Raw genomic sequence first — 19239 nt, 5'->3', positions numbered from 1 at the left:
GATGAAATTGTGCTAAGATTGTCCTCATAGAAAAGAGGAGGATTGAGATGACTACATTAAGAGATGGTTCCAAAGAGAATCGGGAATCCTTTGAACGTGAAGATGACAAGCTAGCTAAGGAAAAGGTAGCAGAACAACACGAGCATAAGGAAAGTGCGGACGTTCTCCACGCTGAAAAAAAGGATGCTCGTTACGAAAAAGAAGCATTTGAACAAGAAAAGAAAGACATTGAAGGTTAATCACGATGGAGAAAAAGCACGAATTTGAAGCAGCTGATGCACGTGAAGTAGAAGATGCCAAGCGTGAAACTGAGCGTTTGGATAAGCAATCAGAATTTGTTGAATCTTCTCATGAACAACGTGAAAAGGCTGATCAGTAAGTTTAAGTGTACTGATATGCTAGAGCAACTAGATTTCTAGTTGCTTTTCTTTTGGTCTTTTTAATAAAAGGAGTAGCAATTTTTATTACTTTTGCTAAAATGGAAAAAGTGTAAATTTTTTACTCGGCCTAACGACGGTTATTATTTGAGGAGGAAGTCGTGACAAATAAGCCATTAATTATTGGTATCACCGGGGGATCTGGTTCCGGAAAGACAACGGTTAGTCGGGCGCTTTTGACCCGCTTGGCGACTCATCATCCTGTTTTATTGCAGCAAGATTCTTACTACCGCGATCAATCGGACAAACCAATGGCCGAACGAATTAAGACTAACTATGATCATCCAGATTCATTGGAAAATGATCTCTTTGTCGCCGATTTGGAACGCTTGATGCGCAACCAAGCCATTGATGTGCCAGTTTATGATTATGAGCAGCATACCCGTTCCAATCAAACCGTGCATGTCCAACCTACGGGCGTAATCATTGTGGATGGCGTTTTGTTGTTTAACGATGTTAATGTTCGTAATCTATTGGATTTAAAGGTTTATGTCGATACCGATGACGATATTCGTTTTATTCGTCGGCTACAACGAGATACCCATGAACGAGGTCGAACGGTTGAAGGGGTGATTGAGCAATACTTAGCCACGGTTAAGCCCATGCATAATCAATTTGTCGAACCAACTAAGCGCTATGCTGACATCATCGTACCCGAAGGTGGTCAGAACTTCATTGCCATTGATATGTTGATGAACCAAGCTTTGGCGATTGTTAATAATAATCAGTAAAAAAAGCCCGGCAGGGCTTTTTATTTTTGCCGGGTTTCTTCAATGACCTGGCGTAAATTGTCGACGACAATTTGGGTTTCTTTCGGTAACTGGGAACCAACTAAAGTAAAGAGGGTATCAATAATAGTCAGCTGGGCAATCAGCGAACTCATTGATTCACTACGAAAATTGACTTCTTCAGCCAATGATAAGAGTACTAGATCGGCTAAATGGGTGAGTGGTGAGTCAAAAAAAGAAGTAATGGCAATCGTGGGGACACCGTGCTCTTTGAGCATTTGAGCAATCAGGAGGGTATCTTCATTACGCCCGGAATGAGAAATCACAATGGCAGCATCTTGGTCGGTTAGTTTAACGGCCTGCATTAATTGGATATCGTAATCTGGATGGGAGACAACATTTAAAGGGGTTCGGAGAAACTTATGGTAGGCATTAAAGGCGACAATCGAAGAGCCGCCGATACCAAAGAAACCCACGTGTTGAGCCTGTAAGAGGATTTTTGCTGCTTGATCTAATTTATTAGCGGTTAGCTGGTCTAAGGTCGTATCCAAGGCGTTTTTAGCTCCTGAAAAGACTTTATTAGCAATCGCTTGGGTATTGTCATCGTCAGCAATTTCGCCGAACAAATCAACCGGTGGATTAGGTGCCGTCCGACTGGCTAAGGCTAAAGAAAAATCACGATAGGAAGCAAAACCAATTTTTTTTACAAAGCGTGAAATGGTTGCCGTGGAAACTCCGGTTTGATCAGCCATACTGCGAATCGTTAATTCACCGGCTAAGTGGGGTTGTTGGGTAATAAAATTAATGAGCTTTTTTTCAGTTTGGTTATAGTGATGATTTTGGGCGCTGAGTTGGGCCAAAACTTGATTAACCATAAATATTCTCCCTTGAAAACATCGGTAGCCCTAACTATACCGAATTAGAAAATTATTTTCAATAAAAGCGCTTGCATTGTGTAAATTATTTTCATATAATAAAAGGGTAGTTTAGTTATAGAAAAATAAAAAGGGGTAGTAAACATGAAGTTTGCGATGATTGGCCTGGGTAAGATGGGTCTTAACCTAGTTAAAAACGCCGTTGATAACGGTCATGAGGTAGTTGCCTTTGATTTGAATCCTGAATTCGTCAAGGAAGCTGCTGATTATTCTGACAAGATCGAAGCTGCAAGCAGCATCGATGATATGTTGGCAAAGTTGCCATCACCTAAGGTTGCTTGGGTAATGGTACCAGCTGGTGTACCAACTAACTCAACCATCGATACTTTGATTGATAAGATGGAAGCTGGAGACATCATCATTGATGGTGGTAACTCTAACTATAAGGACAACCTTGAGCAAAATAAGCGGACGACTGCCGCTGGTATCAAGTTCTTTGATGCCGGAACATCTGGTGGTATGAACGGTGCTCGTAATGGTGGAAACTTCATGATTGGTGGCGATGACGCCCAAGCATGGAAGGTTATCGAACCATTGTTTAAGTCAATCGCTGAACCTGATGGTTACTTGTACACTGGTCGTCTTGGTTCTGGTCACTATTTGAAGATGGTCCACAACGGTATCGAATACGGTATGATGCAGGCCATTGCCGAAGGATTTGAAGTACTTGAAGCTTCACAATTCGATTACGACTATGAAGCTGTTGCTAAGTTGTGGAACCATGGTTCGGTTATCCGTTCATGGTTGATGGAATTGGCTGAGGAACAGTTTGCTAAGGATCCAAAGCTTTCTGCTATTTCAGGACGTATGCACTCATCTGGTGAAGGTAAGTGGACAGTTGAAGAATCTCTTGATTTGGAAGTACCTGCCCCAGTTATTTATCTTTCATTGGCAATGCGCTATCGTTCATTGCAAGAAGATACCTTCACTGGAAAAGTTGTTTCAGCTTTGCGGAATGGTTTTGGTGGACACGCCATGGACGCCGCCAAGAAATAATTTAGGTTCTTCAAAAAAAGCTCCCAGTGGGAGCTTTTTTATTCTAAAACTTATTGAACGTTACCAAGGGTCATTTACAAGGACTAAATGGGTAACTAGATAATGGAGTATATGATGGAATACATGATTGGTGTCGATTTAGGCACAACTTCAACCAAGGCCGTGCTCTTTGATGATCAAAATCAAGTGGTGGCACAGGCTAATTATGGTTATCCCCTTTATCGTGACGAACCAGATATGGCCGAAGAAGATTTGGATGAAATTTTTGTAGCCTTTTCTAATGCCTTAGGTTCAGTAATTCGTCAGGCTAATTTAGCTGATGGAAACAAAATTACAGCGGTTTCTTTCTCATCAGCGATGCACTCATTGATTGCCTTTGACAAAGATTGGAAACCATTAACCCGGGTAATTACTTGGGCTGACACACGTGCGGTTGAATTTGCCGATGATTTGAAAAAAAGTGGCCTTGGACAAGAGATTTATAGTAAGACGGGTACGCCCATTCACCCCATGGCGCCTTTGTCTAAGCTTTTGTGGCTGAAAAATGCTCATCCAGATATTTTCCAGAAGGCGGCCCATTATTTGGGTATTAAGGAATATTTGTTCCACCGTTTGTTCGGTGCCAATAAAATGGATATTTCGATTGCCTCTGGAACGGGGCTGTTTAATATTTTCAATCTAGAGTGGGATTCTCAAGCCCTAGAATTGACTGGCTTAAAGCCCGAACAGTTGCCTAAACCAGTTTCACCTTACGAATATGAAACCAAGATGGTTGCTGAATATGCTGCTGTTTTGGGTATTCCAGCCGACACACCTTTTGTTTACGGTGCCGGCGATGGTCCTTTGTCCAACCTTGGGGTTGATGCCGTTAAACCCGGTGTAGCTGCCATCACTGTTGGAACTTCTGGGGCTATTCGAGTTGTTTCTGATAAGCCTGTGATTGACCCTAAGGGCCGGACTTTTACCTATGCCTTGGATAAGGACCACTGGGTCGTTGGTGGTCCCGTCAACAATGGTGGGGATGTCTTCCGCTGGGCCCGTGATAACTTGTTTGATGCCGAAAAGTCAACGGCTGCTTTGTTAGGTCGGGATGCCTATGACTTGATGACTGAAATTGCTTCACGGATTCCAGCCGGATCCAATGGTTTGCTTTTCCATCCTTATTTGGGTGGTGAACGAGCACCAATCTGGGATGCCAATGCTCGGGGGTCATTCTTTGGTTTGAACCATAGCCATACTCGTGCCAACATGTTACGGGCAGTGCTAGAAGGAATTACCTTTAACATCTACATGGTTAGTTTGGCCTTAGAAGAAGTGGTTGGAAACCTGGAATCAATTCAAGCTACCGGCGGTTTTGCCCATTCACCATTGTGGCGCCAAATGTTTGCTGATATCTTTGAGCAACCAGTAACGGTGCCAGAATCAATTGAATCGGGTGCTCTGGCAGCCGTGATTGTGGCTCAAAAAGCTTTGGGTAAGATTGATGATTTGTATGAGATTTCTAAATACATTGGGAAGTCAGCTACCTATCAACCTAACCCTGAAAACTATGAAGCTTACCGTGAATTAGCACCAATCTTCATTCGTTTGTCCCGTCAATTGCAAACTGAATACGACAATATTGCCAACTACCAACGTAAGCACAATATTAAGTAATCGTGATTTTTATTTATAAATAGGAGATGAAGTCTTGTACTTCAAACATATACTATGGCTTTTGTAATGTTATTCATCTCAATTTTAATTTTGCTTTTATTGATTACAAAATTAAAATTGAATACCTTCGTGTCCCTAGTGATTACGGCCTTTATCTTGGCCTTGTTGCTGGGTATGCCCCCAATGAAAATTCCTAATGCGGTCCTTGGATCGGAAGGAATGGGCAATATTCTAGGATCAAACGCCGTTATCTTCATTTTTGGTGGTATGATTGGTCGTTTGGTTGCCGATGCCGGTGGTTCTTACCGAATTGCTAAGACCTTGATTGATTGGTTTGGTCTTAAGCGCTTGCAGTGGGCGGTTCTATTAGCTTCCTTCATCATTGGTATTTCGATGATTTTTGGGGTTGGTATGGTTTTGCTAATTCCGATTGTCTTTGCCGTAGCGATTGAATCCGGCGTGCCTTTGTTGTACTTAGGTATTTCTATGACGGCCGCTTTGAGTTCAGCTCAGGGTTTCTTGCCTCCTCAACCAGCACCAACTGCAGTGGCTTCACAATTGCATGCCAACGTCGGTTTGATGTTGATTTTTGGCTTGCTCGTGGCTGTTATTACTGCCGTGGTTGCCGGACCAATGTTTACTAAATTAGCTCAGCGTTATGCACCGGATGCCTTTAAATTTACGGACCACATTGAAGCGGTCGGTGAAATGAAGGAATACGACTTAAAGGAAACTCCTGGTTTTGCTTTGTCAGTATTAACTTCAGTTTTCCCCTTAATCTTTATGATTATTGCCACGGTATATAAGTTGGTCGTGACCGGTGGAAAGACTCCACTTCATCCAAGCATGGTTTACCAAATTATTGATTTTTTGGCTAATCCTGCCGTAGCGATGACAATCTCTTTGATTTTTGCTATCTATACCATGGGTATTATGCAAGGTAAAAACATGAAAGTGATTGGTAATTCGCTTAACGAAGGAATGGCTGCTGTCTCTGGTATTTTGCTAATCGTTGGTGGTGGTGGCGCCCTACGTGGGGTTTTGGTTACTTCTGGTTTGTCAAACCAAGTGGCTCAGTTGTTCCAATCTAACGGTGCGATGAGTCCGCTAGCCATTGTCTTCTTTGCCTGGGCAGTTGCCTCTTTGCTACGAATTGCTGTTGGTTCAGCCACTGTGGCTGGTATTACGGCTGTCGGAGTAGTAAACGGTATTTTGGCCACTAATGCAACCAACAGTATGTTATTGGTCTTTGTAGCCTTAGCAATTGGGGCTGGTTCTTTGATTGCTTCTCATGTTAACGATGCTGGGTTCTGGATCTTTAAGGAATTCTTTGACTTGAGTGTTAAGCAGACTTTCCAAATTTGGACAGTGCTAGAAACCATCATCTCGGTGACTGGTTTAATTGTTATTTTGATTTTAACTGCTATTTTTGCTTAAAAACATTGATCAGCCATCCAATTCGGATGGCTTTTTGATTGTATTTGCAATTTAAAAAGTGAACCTGTAAAATAGTGACCATCGATTAATTAAAAAGAAGTGGTCACTTTGTGACCAACTATTTTAACTTGGAAGGGAAAACATGAAACAAAATAAAATCGGTCTGGTCCAGTTAGTACTGTTAGGACTAGGCTCTTTAATTGGCTCAGGTTGGCTATTTGGTTCCTGGGAAGCAACCATGGTTGCTGGACCGGCGGCCATTATTTCTTGGGTCATAGGGGCGATTGTGATTAGTGTGATTGCCTATAACTATATTGAATTGGGGACGATGTTCCCAGAGTCAGGGGGGATGAGTAAATTTGCTCAATACACCCACGGTTCTTTGCTGGGTTTCATTGCCTCATGGGCGAACTGGGTGTCTTTGGTAACTTTGATTCCGATTGAAGCCGTAGCGGCCGTCCAATATATGAGTACTTGGCCTTGGGCCTGGGCCAACTGGACCAGCCATTTTGTGGTGAATGGTTCCATTACTACCCCTGGTTTGATGGTGGTCTTTGGCTTTATTGTCATCTTTACCCTGTTGAACTTTTGGTCAGTAACGCTATTGACGCGTTTTACCACCTTCATTTCATTCTTTAAATTGGGTGTACCAATCTTAACGATTGTGATGTTGACTTTATCTGGTTTTCATCCGGGTAATTATGGATCGTCTTTGCACGAATTTATGCCTTACGGGAGTGCCCAAATTTTTGCTGCTACCACGGTATCAGGGATTATCTTTTCCTTTAACGCTTTTCAAACCATTATTAATATGGGAAGTGAAGTTAAAAATCCGAAACGTGATATTTCCTTAGGAATTGTTTTGTCCTTGGGCATTAGTGCAGTTTTGTATATTTTGATTCAAAGTACTTACATTACTTCGATTGATCCAACTATGTTGGCCAAGTATGGCTGGCATGGTTTGAACTTTCAATCACCATTTGCTGATTTAGCAATTTTGTTAGGCATTCACTGGCTAGCGGTCTTGTTGTATATGGATGCCTTTATTTCACCATTTGGTACGGGAGTTTCCTTTGCCGCTTCTACGGCCCGAGCCTTAGCTGCGATGGCTTCTAACAAGCATATTCCACAATTTGTCGGTAAGATTAACGAAAAGTATGGGATTCCGCGTTTGGCCATGATTGCTAATGCGATTTTGAGTATGTTAATGGTCTCAATTTTCCGGTCTTGGGGAACTTTGGCCAGTGTGATTTCCACTTCGACCTTGATTGCTTATTTGACTGGTCCAGTAACGGTGGTGTCTTTGCGGAAAATGGCACCTAACTTTAATCGACCAGTTAAATCTAAAAGCCTAAAATTCATGGCGCCGTTTGCCTTTGTGCTAGCTTCACTAGCAACTTATTGGGCGATGTGGCCAACCACAATTGAAGTTATTTTGATTATCGCTCTGGGCTTGCCCTTTTATTTCTACTACGAATGGCGTCAAGGCTGGGATCGGGAACGCTCCCGCAAGCAAGTTGCCGGTAGTTTTTGGATGATATCTTATCTAATTGTGCTTTCGGTGATGTCTTATATTGGAAGTAAAGAGTTTAACGGAATTGGTTTGATTCACTATCCGTTAGACTTCCTGATGGTTATCTTAGTTTCGCTTGGCTTTTATGCTTGGGGAACTGATAGTCGCTTGGTTACTAAATATTTCCGGCAAGCTCGAAAAGTTAACGATAAAGTTGATGAAAATTAAATTAAAACCTGTCTATCTTGATTGTTGTAGACAGGTTTTTCCTTTGTTTATGAAAAAATTGACAAAAATATGAGAAAAATGTTAATATAGTGGAGTTAATAATTTATATGAAGTCGTTGGAGGAAAGAGTATGTCAGATAAACGTCCAGGCGGTGGGTGGTTCCACCGTGCTGATCCATCTAAATTTGAACAAAGTGATGCCCATTTAAAGAAGACTTTGGGTACTAAAGAAATGTTGGCTTTGGGATTGGGAACCATTGTTTCAACCGCTATCTTTACTTTGCCAGGAATTGTGGCCGCTAACCATGCTGGTCCAGCCGTGGCCTTATCCTTTGTGGTAGCAGCAATTATTTCTGGTTTGACAGCTTTTGCCTATGCTGAATTTGCTTCAGCCTTGCCTTTTGCCGGCTCGGTTTATTCTTGGGCCAGTGTGGTCTTTGGAGAGGTCTTTGGTTGGATTGCTGGTTGGGCCTTGTTAGCTGAATATTTCATCGCCGTGGCCTTTGTTGCTTCGGGATGGTCAGCCAACTTTAAGCTTTTCTTGTCATCATTTCATTTGGCCTTACCAAATGCTTTGAATGGTTCCTTTGCCGCTGGTAACGGTGGGGTGATTGACTTGTTCTCACTTTTGGCCGTTTTGATTGTGGCCGCCTTGCTTTGGAAGGGAACTCACACTACTGCTGCAGTTGAAAACACCTTAGTGGTTGGTAAGTTGTTAGTTATCTTGATTTTCATTGCGGTTGGTTTAACAGCTATCCATCCAAGTAACTATGTACCTTTCATTCCAGCCCACAAGCCTGGGACTGAATTTGGTGGTTGGGAAGGTATTTCAGCCGGTGCGGCTCAAATTTTCTTGGCCTACATTGGTTTTGATTCAATTGCCGCTAACTCAGCTGAAGCTAAGGATCCCCAAAAGACGATGCCACGTGGAATTATCGGTTCCTTGGTGATTGCCACTGGTTTGTTTGTGACCGTGGCCTTGGTCCTAGTGGGTATGTTCCACTACACTAAGTACGCTAATAACGCAGCGCCAGCCGCTTGGGCCTTGTTAGAATCCGGTCATCCTTATGTTTCTAACTTGCTTTCAGTTGTGGCCTTGGCCGGTATGTTTACGGCGATTATCGGTATGATGATGGCTGGTTCGCGTTTGCTCTATGCCTTTGGCCGTGATGGTTTGTTGCCAAAGTTCTTAGGAGATGTTAACGGTAAGGGATTGCCAAACAATGCCTTGTTAGTATTGACCGTCATTGCGGTTTTGATTGGCTCAGTCTTTAGCTTTAATGAATTAGCCGCCCTGATTTCTGCCGGAACGTTGATTGCCTTTATCATGGTTTCGCTTGGTATGTATGCCTTGCGCCCTCGTGAAGGTAAGGATATTCAAGTACCAGCTTTCCGCATGCCGTTTTATCCAGTGTTACCAGCCCTTGGGGCAGCTGGATCAGTTTGGATTTTCACTAAGCTGGATGTTCAAGCTCAGATTTATGCTGGCGGTTGGTTCTTGCTAGGATTAATTGTCTATGCCCTTTATGGTTCTCGTCGGAGTAACCTACGTGACTAATGTAAAAAAACTCCCAGTAGTGGGAGTTTTTTTGTTCAATTAAACTAATTTGGAGGTTAAACAATGGACCAAAATCAATCAATTTTAGCAAATGAAGACCAACATTTAGCTCAGGCCAGTCGGATTAAATACTTTGATATTGTGATTGACCATGGGCAGGGCGCAACCGTGACTGATGCCGATGGGAAAACTTATTTAGACTTACTAGCCAGTGCCAGTGCCACTAATACGGGCCATTCTCATCCCAAAGTGGTTGAAGCGATTACTAAACAAGCCCAAAAATTAATTCAATACACGCCGGCCTACTTTTCTAATACTGCTACGGCTGCCTTAGTGGAACGCTTGGCAGCTATTGCGCCAGGTGATTTTGAAAAAGAAGTCGCCTTTGGAAACTCTGGTTCCGATGCCAATGATGCCATCATTAAATTTGCCCGGGCCTATACCAAACGGCCTTATGTGGTTAGTTTTACTGGGGCTTATCATGGTTCTACCTTTGGGTCGATGTCCATGTCAGCGGTTAGCTTAAATATGACCCGTAAAATGGGACCCCTCTTGCCAGGAATGGTTAAAGTACCTTATCCTGACCAACATCAACGCCGTTTGGGTGAAAGTGATGATGAATTTTCGGAGCGGATGTTTGAGCAGTTCCGCTTGCCCTTTGAAACTTATTTACCAGCCGATGAAGTGGCGTTGGTTGAAATTGAAGCAATTCAAGGGGATGGGGGGATTGTGAAAGCACCGCAACGCTACATGGACTTGGTTTATGAGTTTACTCGTCAACATGGGATTGTCTTTGCCGTTGATGAAGTCAACCAAGGACTCGGTCGAACGGGTAAGATGTGGTCAATTGATCATTTTGGCATTGCCCCAGATTTGATTGCGGTGGGAAAGTCGATTGCCAGTGGTTTACCACTAAGTGCCGTGATTGGTCGTAAAGAAATTATGGAAAGTCTCGATGCGCCGGCTAACGTTTATACGACGGCAGGTAATCCAGTTGCTGCGGCGGCTGCCTTGGCTACTCTGGATGTAATCGAAGAAGAAAAGCTCGCTGAACGCTCCGGCCAACTTGGTATCAAAGCTAAAAAATTCTTTGACGAGGCTGCTAAAAAATACAATTTCATTGGCGATGTCCGTTTGTACGGATTTAATGGGGGCATTGATATTGTGGATGCTGATGGGCAACCTGACGTTGATGCTACTACCAAATTGATTTATCGTATTTATGAATTAGGAGCGATTATGATTAGCTTGCGGGGCTCAACTTTACGCTTCCAACCACCCTTGGTCATGACCGATGAGCAGTTGGACCAGAGCTTAGCTATTATCGACCAGGCCTTTGGTGAATTGGCAGCTGGTAAATTAGCCTTACCTCAAACGGCTAATCATATCGGTTGGTAATTATATGGTATAATGAGCTTAATTCTGGATATGCAGCTGGTAAATTACTTTAAGCGAGGTACCGGTAGGTGAGAGGTGCTAGTGGTTGCCGGCTGTGCTCCCAGATTAACGACAAATAAATCAACGTGGCTCGGCGTTATTCGAGCAGAGGTAAAGATGAAAATCATTACAAATTGCGGTGGTACCACGGTAACGCGTCCGCATTTGTGGTGTTTTTTTGTTTTACAAGATAAAAGGAGAAAAAATGGAATCACGTTCTTCAGCTGAAATTCGGCAAATGTTCTTAGATTTTTTTGCTTCTAAGGGACATTTAGTTGTACCTTCTAAAAGCCTTGTGCCCGAGGATGATCCCACTTTATTGTGGATTAACTCTGGTGTGGCAACCCTTAAAAAATATTTTGATGGTTCAGTGGTGCCCCCTAAAAATCGAATTACCAACGCCCAAAAAGCGATTCGAACCAATGATATTGAAAACGTCGGTAAGACGGCTCGCCATCATACTTTATTTGAAATGATGGGGAACTTTTCTATCGGAGATTATTTCAAGGCCGAAGTTATTCCTTGGGCTTGGGAATTGTTGACTAGTCCGGAATGGTATGGCTTAGATAAGTCTAAATTATACGTAACGGTTTACCCTAAGGACCAAGAAACTAAGCAAATTTGGGCTGAAAAGACTGATTTACCCGATGGACATATTTATGAAGTCGAAGATAACTTCTGGGATATTGGGGAGGGACCTTCCGGCCCTGATTCAGAAATTTTCTATGATCGGGGCGAAGCCTTTTCTGATTTGCCTGCTGATGACCCTGAAATGTATCCGGGTGGGGAAAACGAACGCTATCTAGAAATTTGGAACATTGTCTTCTCCCAATTCAATCATTTACCTGGTTTGACGGATAACAGCCAGTATCCCGAATTGCCTCATAAAAATATCGATACGGGGATGGGATTAGAACGGTTGGTATCGGTCTTCCAAAATGGCCGGACTAACTTTGATACGGATCTATTCTTGCCAATTATTCACGCAACTGAAAAATTGACCGATAACCGGCACTATGATCAAAGCCAAGATACCGAAGATAATGTCAGTTTCAAAGTTATTGCTGATCACATCCGGGCCGTTTCCTTTGCCATTAGTGATGGCGCGTTGCCAGCTAACGAAGGGCGTGGTTACGTCATTCGTCGTTTGCTACGTCGAGCAGTTTTGCACGGTCAAAAATTAGGCATTCAAGAAAACTTCTTGGCTAATCTGGTCCCAGTAGTAGCTGAAATTATGGCTAGCTATTACCCTGAATTAGGTCAAAATACCGCTAAGATTCAAAAGACAATTGACAACGAGGAAACTCGCTTCAAGCGGACTCTAAATGCTGGGTTGGGCATGTTAGCCGAAGTGATTGCGCAAGCTCAAACTGATCATGAAAGTCAAATTAGTGGGGAAGATGCCTTTAAGCTTTCTGATACCTACGGCTTCCCCTTAGAGCTAACCCAAGAACAGGCTAGTGAAGCCGGTTTGACCGTTGATGTGGCGGGCTACCAAGTTGCCCTAGAAGCTCAGCGTAACCGGGCTCGAGCTGCTCGGAGCGACGATAAGTCAATGGGCATTCAAAATGCCGTCTTGACCGATTTGGCGGTTGATTCAACCTATGTTGGTTGGCAGCAAACTGAGGTGGATGGCGCTCAAGTTGTTGCAATCATTGGCCAAGATGAAGCCGGGGTGGACAGCCTACAAAAGTTAGCAGAAGCTGATACGGAAGTCTTAGTAGTCTTTGACCAAACACCATTTTATGCTGAAATGGGTGGGCAGGTACCAGACCATGGTCAAATTTTGAACCAAGCTGGTCAACTCCTGGGTAAGGTCGTTAACGTTCAAAAAGGACCAAAGGGCCAATACATTCACACCGTTGCGGTGGTTGCCGACTTCGCCTTGGAAGACACCGTTAATTTGCGCGTTGATTTGCAACGCCATCTTAATGTTTCTCGCAACCACACTGCTACTCATATGTTGGATCAAGCCTTGCGTAATATCATTGGTGGTGATATCCATCAGGCCGGTTCTTTGGTAGAACCAGACTACTTGCGCTTTGACTTTACCCACGAGGGTCCAGTTGATCCAGCTACTTTGACTAAAATTCAGGATTTGATTAATCAAAAAATTGCTGAGAACCTGCCCGTTACTTGGTTAGAAACTGATATCGAAAGTGCCAAGGAAATGGGGGCAGTGGCTGTCTTTGGTGAAAAGTACGGTCAAAAGGTCCGAGTTGTTTCAATTGGCGACTTTAACCGAGAATTAGATGGGGGAACTCACGTTCAATCCACAGCGGAATTAGGTCTCTTTAAGATTACTAGTGAATCTGGAATTGGTGCTGGGGTACGACGGATTGAAGCTTTGACCAGTCTACCAGCGATAGCAGCCTTCCAGGCCCAAGCAGACGCCTTGACGGCAGCTGCTAAGAGTTTGAAGGTAGCCCAGTCCTTGGATTTGCCAAGTCGGGTGGTTGAATTGCAAAATGATTTGAAGGCTAGTCAGCAATTAGTCGAATCATTGCAGGCCCAAGTGGCCAATCTAAGTGCCGGAGAAATCTTTAATCAGCTTCAAACCATCGGTAACTTTACAACGATCATGGCCCAGGTTAAGGTCGCCAACAGTGGCGCCTTGCGTCAAATGGCTGATACCTGGAAGGAAAAACAACCTTCTGATATCTTGGTTTTGGCTACGACCATTGATGATAAGGTGAATTTGTTAGTGGCTGCCAATCAGAATGCTAATCTGGCCGGTTTAAAAGCTGGAGATTTGATTAAGACCATTGCACCCCTAGTTGGTGGTGGTGGTGGTGGACGCCCTGATTTGGCCCAAGCCGGTGGTAAAAACCCAGCTGGTATTGCTGATGCTTTCAGTTCTGCTGAGACTTTTATTAAAGAACGATAATTTTTAAATTAGTATAAACTTCTGGAACTTGCTATAATATGGGCAGTACCTGCTATGAAGGGAAGGGAGAGTTACGATGAGTGTAAGTGATGAGACGGCAATCTTTGATTTTGGGAATCAATTGCCCAAAAATATTCATGAAACGTTAGACATTGTGTACGGCGCGTTAGAAGAAAAGGGATATAACCCCATCAACCAAATTGTGGGTTACCTGATGTCAGGCGATCCAGCCTACATTCCGCGTCTGCATGATGCCCGTAATTTAATCAAACGTCATGAACGGGACGAGATTATTGAAGAATTAGTGCATAGCTATTTAAGGAAATGATGCGAATATTAGGATTAGATGTTGGTAGTAAAACAGTTGGGGTAGCGATGAGTGACCCCATGGGGTGGACCGCCCAAGGGGTGGAAATCATCCGGATTAATGAAGATGAAAAAGAATTTGGCCTAGAACGTTTGGGCGAAATTATTCATCAACATAAGGTTACGGGGGTTGTGGTTGGCCTACCTAAAAATATGAACAATACGGAAGGCCCACGCGCTGAGGCCGCCCGTGATTATGCGCAAATGGTCGAGGATAATTTTAATTTGCCGACTGATTTTCAAGATGAGCGTTTAACCACGGTGCAGGCCGAACGGATGCTGATTGAAGAGGCCGATGTTTCCCGTAAAAAAAGAAAAAAGGTAATTGATAAAATTGCCGCTGAATTTATTTTGCAAAATTACCTGGATGCTAAGGGAAAGTTAGTTAAGTAAAGAAGGGGGGAGTGTGACATGCTTAAGAAAGATGGACATACTCATACCCGCTATTCCCACCATGGTAGTCAAGAAGCGTTGTCGGACTATTTGGATAAAGCCATAGCATTAGGCTTTGATGAATATGTGGTCACAGAACATGCACCACTGCCGACGCGCTTTTTGTCTGCCTTCAATCAACCGATTGCAGCGCGTTATAATTCTGCTCTGACTAAAGCTGAGCTACCAATTTATAAAAAATTAGTTGACGATGCGCAACAGCAGTATGCCCAACGCCTCCTGATTAAAAAAGGGTTTGAAGTTGATTATTTACCGGGCTATGAGGAAGAAACCCTTAAATTTTTAAAAGAGCAGGCTAACTGGTTGGACGAGGTGATTCTGTCTGTTCATTTTTTGCCAAATCAGGCCGGTGACTTAGCTGCCCTTGATTATGATGCCTTAACTTTTGAAAAATATTTTGGTCTAGATCTAGTTGATCCGCAGGCCTTATTTCAACGTTATTTTACAGCCGTCTTAGCCAGTATTGAGTTAGCTAATCAGACTAATATGCGGGTGCGAATTGGCCATTTAACCCTGATTCGAATTTATCAAAAGCGGTTTAAATTACCACCCTTTTCAGCGGATACTTTAGTTCAGATTGAGCAGGTTCTACAGGCAATTAAAGCTGGTGGGCACCAATTAGACTATAATGCGGCTGGCTTTCGTAAACCTGATAATGGGGAAAGTTATCCAACCTTAGCTATTGTAAGACGAGCGATTCAATTGGGCATTCCCCTTGTTTACGGGTCTGATGCTCATCAGGTTAGTGATTTAGGTCAACATTATGATGAAATGCAAAATAATATTAAAAAATACCTTGACTTATATGAGTGATATATTAGAATACAATTATAAATTAATACGAATTGCTAAAATTGGAAGAGTAATTAAAATCATTTTGTACAGAAAGTGCCTAAGCTAACGCATTGAGATGGGCGCCAAAATCTTTAACGAAACACACCAGTGAGCAGGACAATGCAAAGTTGTTCCGGGTCGTTCCGATATCATCGTCACCTGTGTTGGCAGGTGAGTGAGCTCTTTTACGTGAGTGGGAGAGAAAGCAAGGTGGGAACACGTAAGAACGTCCTTGTTAACTAACTTAAGTTAGTTAACAAGGACGTTTTTTATTTCTTCAATTTTATGGCGATTTTAAAGGGGAAAGTGATGGACAGAATATTAGCAGCCGGATCACGCGATGAGTATGGTCAGGTTCTTCAAGAAAAACAAGATATTATTTTTAAAATTAGTCGTCAATTAAACCAAGCCGGCTTTACACCAATTAAAACATCTTTAATTGAACGGCAAAGTACTTTTGACCGGTATCCAGGTACTGATATGTTTCATTTGTATGATCAGGCCGGAGAAAATTTGGTTTTACGACCGGATATGACGCTGCCGGTTGCCCGTTTTATTGAGACGCATTACCGTAGTCAAGCACCCAACCGGTTATATTACATTGACGATGTCTTTCGTAAGACTGATTATTTATCCGGTGATTATAACCAGGAAACTCAGGCGAGGATTGAATTAATTGGGGATGCCAGTTTGGGGGCTGAACAAAAAGCGATTGAGATTATGCTTAATTTAGCTGCTAATTTTAATTTAGGTCAATTAGAAATTGTACTGGGCGATGCGAGCTTGATTGATACGATCTTAGCCAGTTTTCCAGCCTTAAGTAATCAGCAGCGGCAAGCGCTAAAGAAATCAATTGAACAAAAAAATTTGTCACGTTTTCAAGAACTGACCAAGCATCTGCCAGATTTACCAGCCGTTTTGACTGACTGGCCGTTGGCTTTTGGTCAAAGGGGGGAAGAAATCTTACCAAAACTGGGGCAAATACCAGCAGTTAAGCCGATTATTATCAAGTGGCAAAAGATAGCGGACTTTATCCATCAGCATTTTCCAAATATTAAGGTGACGGTTGATTTAGCCGGTCAAGCGCCACAACCCTATTACACGGGAACCATGATTCAAGGTTTCTTACCAGACTTAGGAGAAACTTTGTTTAGTGGTGGTCGCTATGATTGTTTACTGAAGAATTTTCAAGGTGATTTTTGTCCAGCCTTAGGCATGGAATTAAACATTCAAAGGCTGATGGCTGCTCAAAAGCAGCCAGCTAAAGGGCAGCATCCGATTGTGGTGGTGTTAGCTAAAGGCCGGGTGGAAGAAGATGTTCGACCGCTCCTTCAAGCAGCCGGTATTGACACAAGTCCGTTAGAGCATCCTGGGCGACGATTGATTTTTGAAAGTGCTGATCACCAATTTCGTTTTATCTTGGTTAAACCGACTGATGTATTGAAATATTTAGACCGAGGGATCGGTGATATTGGGGTAGTCGGTTCCGATACAACCGATGAACAGGAACAAAATCATTATGATGTTTTAGATTTAAAGCGGGGGCAGGCTGAATTTGTGGTTGCTGCGCCGGCTGGATTCAATTTAAATAACAGTCAACGCCATCGCATTGCAACTAAATATCCTAAACGGGCCGGTAGCTATTTTAATAGTCGGGGTCAGGATGTGGAACTAATTAAATTAGAGGGTTCGGTGGAATTGGGTCCGCTAACTGGTTTGGCCGATGCCATTATGGATATTTCACAAACTGGTAATACCCTAAAGGCCAATCAGTTAGAGGTCTATGACACTGTTTGTCAGGTGTCGACCCATTTATTAGTTCGGCGGGGGGCTTTATGGCAGCATCAACAGCAATTAACTAAGGTTATTGAGGCGTTGATTAACGAGTTAAAGGGAGTATGAGCATGCAAATAATTCAAAATGAATCACTTAGTGCAATTAAAAATAAAATCCGCCAGGCTACGGAACAAACCGTCGATTCAGTAGTTGTTGAGCGGGTTGATCAAATTATTGCCAAGGTCCGTGAAAATGGTGATCAGGCCTTAAAAGACTATAGTCAAAGTTTAGATGGTGTTAGCTTAGATGATTTTTTGGTGGATCAAGCCATCATTGACCAAGCCTATAACCAATTGGATGTAGGAGTTCGCCAGGCCCTGCAAGCGGCTGCTGAAAATATTAAAAGTTTTCACCAAAGAGAACGGGCTGAATCGTTTGAAGATCGAACGGTAGCCGGTGTAGTTCGGGGCACAAAAGTAACGCCTTTGGCTCGCGTTGGTATTTATGTTCCTGGTGGCACAGCTGCCTATCCGTCTTCTGTTTTAATGAATGCGATTCCAGCTAAGGTTGCCGGTGTTCAAGAAGTTATTATGGTGACGCCACCACAAGCTGATGGGCTGAATCCAGCCGTTTTGGCTGCCGCTAAAATTGCCGGGATTGATCGAATTTACCAAATTGGTGGCGCCCAAGCAGTGGCGGCTTTGGCCTATGGTACGGAGACGGTTCCTCAGGTTGATAAGATTACCGGACCAGGAAATGCTTATGTTGCTGCTGCTAAGCGGGCCGTATATGGACAGGTTGATATTGATATGATTGCTGGTCCTTCTGAAATTGGTATTTTAGCTGATGAGGATGCTGATCCGCAAGCTTTGGCGGCGGATTTATTGTCACAAGCTGAACACGATGTTAACGCACGGGCGATTTTAATTACCAACTCACTATCCTTAGCCCAGGAAGTTTCAGAAGCAGTAGAATGCCAGTTGCTTACTCTACCACGGCAAAAAATTGCCCGACAGGCAATTGATCATAATGGCTTTATTTACTTAGTTGAAACCATTGATGAAATGATTGCTTTGATGAATGAGGTTGCACCAGAACACCTAGAAATTCAATTGAAGAATCCCGATAGTTATTTAGACCGTATTGAAAATGCTGGTTCAGTCTTTTTGGGAAAGTATACCAGCGAACCCTTGGGCGATTACTTTGCTGGTCCTAATCACATCCTACCGACTGGCGGAACTGCTCGCTTTAGTTCGCCCTTGGGTGTTTGGGATTTTCAAAAGCACATTCAATATTTGTCTTATGACCAGATGGCCTTACAACGGGACGCAGATGCGGTGATAGCGCTGGCCAATGTCGAAGGATTAGAAGGACACGCCCGAGCGATTGAAAGTCGAGGGACAGTAAATGACTAAACGACAAGCACAAGTCACACGAAATACCTTTGAAACTCAAATTGAATTAAGGTTGGATATTGATCAACAGGGCGAGATTGACATTAACACCGGGATTGCTTATTTGGATCATATGCTGACTCTCTTTGCTAAACACGGTCGTTTTGGTTTAACGATTCAAGCTCAAGGTGATTTGGTGGTTGATGCCCACCACACCACTGAAGATGTTGGGATTGTTTTGGGTACGGCCTTTCGTCAAGCCCTCGGGGACAAATCGGGGATTGAACGCTATGGTGCCCAGTATGTACCGATGGATGAATGCTTGAGCCGAGTTGTGATTGATTTATCCGGACGGTCATATTTAGTCTTTCAGGCGGAATTAACGGCTCCGAAACTGGGGAGCTTAGAGACCGAAGTGATTGAGGATTTTTGGCAGGGTTTTGCTGATGCAATTGGTGCCAATGTTCACATAACTAATTTGTATGGCCGTAATACTCATCATAAAATCGAAAGTATTTATAAAGCAGCTGGTCGTGCCCTACGCCAGGCGGTCACGATTAATGATGAAATTAAAGGTGTTAATTCTACGAAGGGGATGCTTTAA

General features: G+C 43.1%; 17 protein-coding genes. 16 read left to right on the top strand and 1 reads right to left on the bottom strand.

The window, feature by feature from the left end:
- Positions 1–47: 47 nt before the first annotated feature.
- From C7384_RS03110 to udk, 3 genes are all read left to right on the top strand, one after another.
- A complete protein-coding gene (locus C7384_RS03110) occupies positions 48–239 on the top strand; it encodes a hypothetical protein (RefSeq protein ID WP_089938054.1) in 192 nt (63 codons plus the stop codon).
- A gap of 5 nt (positions 240–244) precedes the next feature.
- Positions 245–379 carry a hypothetical protein gene (locus C7384_RS08325; protein ID WP_276329404.1) on the top strand — a complete coding sequence of 45 codons (135 nt, stop codon included), beginning with the start codon at positions 245–247 and terminating at the stop codon, positions 377–379.
- A 159-nt stretch (positions 380–538) separates the two neighbouring features.
- A complete protein-coding gene (gene udk, locus C7384_RS03105; protein ID WP_089938056.1) occupies positions 539–1168 on the top strand; it encodes a uridine kinase in 630 nt (209 codons plus the stop codon).
- A 20-nt stretch (positions 1169–1188) separates the two neighbouring features.
- On the opposite strand, the gene C7384_RS03100 is transcribed toward udk, so the two are convergent.
- Positions 1189–2040 (bottom strand): MurR/RpiR family transcriptional regulator, encoded by an 852-nt coding sequence (locus tag C7384_RS03100; protein ID WP_089938058.1) that lies wholly within the window; start codon positions 2038–2040, stop codon positions 1189–1191.
- Between the two features lie 144 nt (positions 2041–2184).
- Here C7384_RS03100 and gnd point away from each other — a divergent pair, with 144 nt between their 5' ends.
- The 13 genes from gnd (at position 2185) to hisB (ending at position 19239) form a co-directional block, all read left to right on the top strand.
- On the top strand, positions 2185–3096 hold the full coding sequence (gene gnd, locus C7384_RS03095; RefSeq protein WP_089938060.1) for a phosphogluconate dehydrogenase (NAD(+)-dependent, decarboxylating): 912 nt from the start codon (positions 2185–2187) through the stop codon (positions 3094–3096).
- Positions 3097–3210: 114 nt separating this feature from the next.
- Entirely contained in the window at positions 3211–4752 is a 1542-nt protein-coding gene (gene gntK / locus C7384_RS03090) for a gluconokinase (protein ID WP_089938062.1), read from the top strand.
- 54 nt (positions 4753–4806) lie between these two features.
- The gene (locus C7384_RS03085) at positions 4807–6189 is read left to right on the top strand and encodes a gluconate:H+ symporter (protein ID WP_089938064.1); all 1383 of its coding nucleotides are present in this window, start codon (positions 4807–4809) and stop codon (positions 6187–6189) included.
- 142 nt (positions 6190–6331) lie between these two features.
- Positions 6332–7930: an APC family permease gene (locus C7384_RS03080; RefSeq protein ID WP_089938066.1), complete on the top strand. Its 1599-nt coding sequence runs from the start codon at positions 6332–6334 to the stop codon at positions 7928–7930.
- Between the two features lie 130 nt (positions 7931–8060).
- Entirely contained in the window at positions 8061–9488 is a 1428-nt protein-coding gene (locus C7384_RS03075) for an APC family permease (RefSeq protein WP_089938069.1), read from the top strand.
- A 63-nt stretch (positions 9489–9551) separates the two neighbouring features.
- On the top strand, positions 9552–10886 hold the full coding sequence (locus tag C7384_RS03070; RefSeq protein WP_089938072.1) for an aspartate aminotransferase family protein: 1335 nt from the start codon (positions 9552–9554) through the stop codon (positions 10884–10886).
- Positions 10887–11130: 244 nt separating this feature from the next.
- Complete coding sequence (gene alaS, locus C7384_RS03065; protein ID WP_089938074.1) at positions 11131–13812, top strand: alanine--tRNA ligase; 2682 nt, start codon at positions 11131–11133, stop codon at positions 13810–13812.
- Positions 13813–13888: 76 nt separating this feature from the next.
- A complete protein-coding gene (locus C7384_RS03060; protein ID WP_089938077.1) occupies positions 13889–14140 on the top strand; it encodes an IreB family regulatory phosphoprotein in 252 nt (83 codons plus the stop codon).
- Positions 14137–14571 (top strand): Holliday junction resolvase RuvX, encoded by a 435-nt coding sequence (ruvX, locus tag C7384_RS03055; RefSeq protein ID WP_176760688.1) that lies wholly within the window; start codon positions 14137–14139, stop codon positions 14569–14571. Before C7384_RS03060 ends, ruvX begins: the two co-directional genes overlap by 4 nt.
- 18 nt (positions 14572–14589) lie before the next feature.
- A complete protein-coding gene (hisJ, locus tag C7384_RS03050) occupies positions 14590–15444 on the top strand; it encodes a histidinol-phosphatase HisJ (RefSeq protein ID WP_089938083.1) in 855 nt (284 codons plus the stop codon).
- A gap of 330 nt (positions 15445–15774) precedes the next feature.
- A complete protein-coding gene (gene hisG / locus C7384_RS03045) occupies positions 15775–17367 on the top strand; it encodes an ATP phosphoribosyltransferase (protein ID WP_243400701.1) in 1593 nt (530 codons plus the stop codon).
- Between the two features lie 2 nt (positions 17368–17369).
- Positions 17370–18656, top strand: coding sequence for a histidinol dehydrogenase (hisD, locus tag C7384_RS03040; protein WP_089938086.1), 1287 nt, complete (start codon positions 17370–17372; stop codon positions 18654–18656).
- Entirely contained in the window at positions 18649–19239 is a 591-nt protein-coding gene (gene hisB / locus C7384_RS03035) for an imidazoleglycerol-phosphate dehydratase HisB (protein WP_089938089.1), read from the top strand. The genes hisD and hisB overlap by 8 nt, the downstream gene beginning before the upstream one ends.

It is taken from the genome of Convivina intestini (assembly GCF_003096575.1).
GTDB lineage: Bacteria > Bacillota > Bacilli > Lactobacillales > Lactobacillaceae > Convivina > Convivina intestini.
This window is presented reverse-complemented; position numbering and strand designations above follow the sequence as displayed.

Excerpts from the sequence above, each read along its gene's own strand:
- C7384_RS03110 (WP_089938054.1), top strand. The coding sequence starts at position 48 with ATGACTACATTAAGAGATGGTTCCAAAGAGAATCGGGAATCCTTTGAA.
- C7384_RS08325 (WP_276329404.1), top strand. The coding sequence starts at position 245 with ATGGAGAAAAAGCACGAATTTGAAGCAGCTGATGCACGTGAAGTAGAA.
- C7384_RS03100 (WP_089938058.1), bottom strand. The coding sequence starts at position 2,040 with ATGGTTAATCAAGTTTTGGCCCAACTCAGCGCCCAAAATCATCACTAT.
- gnd (WP_089938060.1), top strand. The coding sequence starts at position 2,185 with ATGAAGTTTGCGATGATTGGCCTGGGTAAGATGGGTCTTAACCTAGTT.
- gntK (WP_089938062.1), top strand. The coding sequence starts at position 3,211 with ATGGAATACATGATTGGTGTCGATTTAGGCACAACTTCAACCAAGGCC.
- C7384_RS03085 (WP_089938064.1), top strand. The coding sequence starts at position 4,807 with ATGGCTTTTGTAATGTTATTCATCTCAATTTTAATTTTGCTTTTATTG.
- C7384_RS03080 (WP_089938066.1), top strand. The coding sequence starts at position 6,332 with ATGAAACAAAATAAAATCGGTCTGGTCCAGTTAGTACTGTTAGGACTA.
- C7384_RS03075 (WP_089938069.1), top strand. The coding sequence starts at position 8,061 with ATGTCAGATAAACGTCCAGGCGGTGGGTGGTTCCACCGTGCTGATCCA.
- C7384_RS03070 (WP_089938072.1), top strand. The coding sequence starts at position 9,552 with ATGGACCAAAATCAATCAATTTTAGCAAATGAAGACCAACATTTAGCT.
- alaS (WP_089938074.1), top strand. The coding sequence starts at position 11,131 with ATGGAATCACGTTCTTCAGCTGAAATTCGGCAAATGTTCTTAGATTTT.
- C7384_RS03060 (WP_089938077.1), top strand. The coding sequence starts at position 13,889 with ATGAGTGTAAGTGATGAGACGGCAATCTTTGATTTTGGGAATCAATTG.
- ruvX (WP_176760688.1), top strand. The coding sequence starts at position 14,137 with ATGATGCGAATATTAGGATTAGATGTTGGTAGTAAAACAGTTGGGGTA.
- hisJ (WP_089938083.1), top strand. The coding sequence starts at position 14,590 with ATGCTTAAGAAAGATGGACATACTCATACCCGCTATTCCCACCATGGT.
- hisG (WP_243400701.1), top strand. The coding sequence starts at position 15,775 with ATGGACAGAATATTAGCAGCCGGATCACGCGATGAGTATGGTCAGGTT.
- hisD (WP_089938086.1), top strand. The coding sequence starts at position 17,370 with ATGCAAATAATTCAAAATGAATCACTTAGTGCAATTAAAAATAAAATC.
- hisB (WP_089938089.1), top strand. The coding sequence starts at position 18,649 with ATGACTAAACGACAAGCACAAGTCACACGAAATACCTTTGAAACTCAA.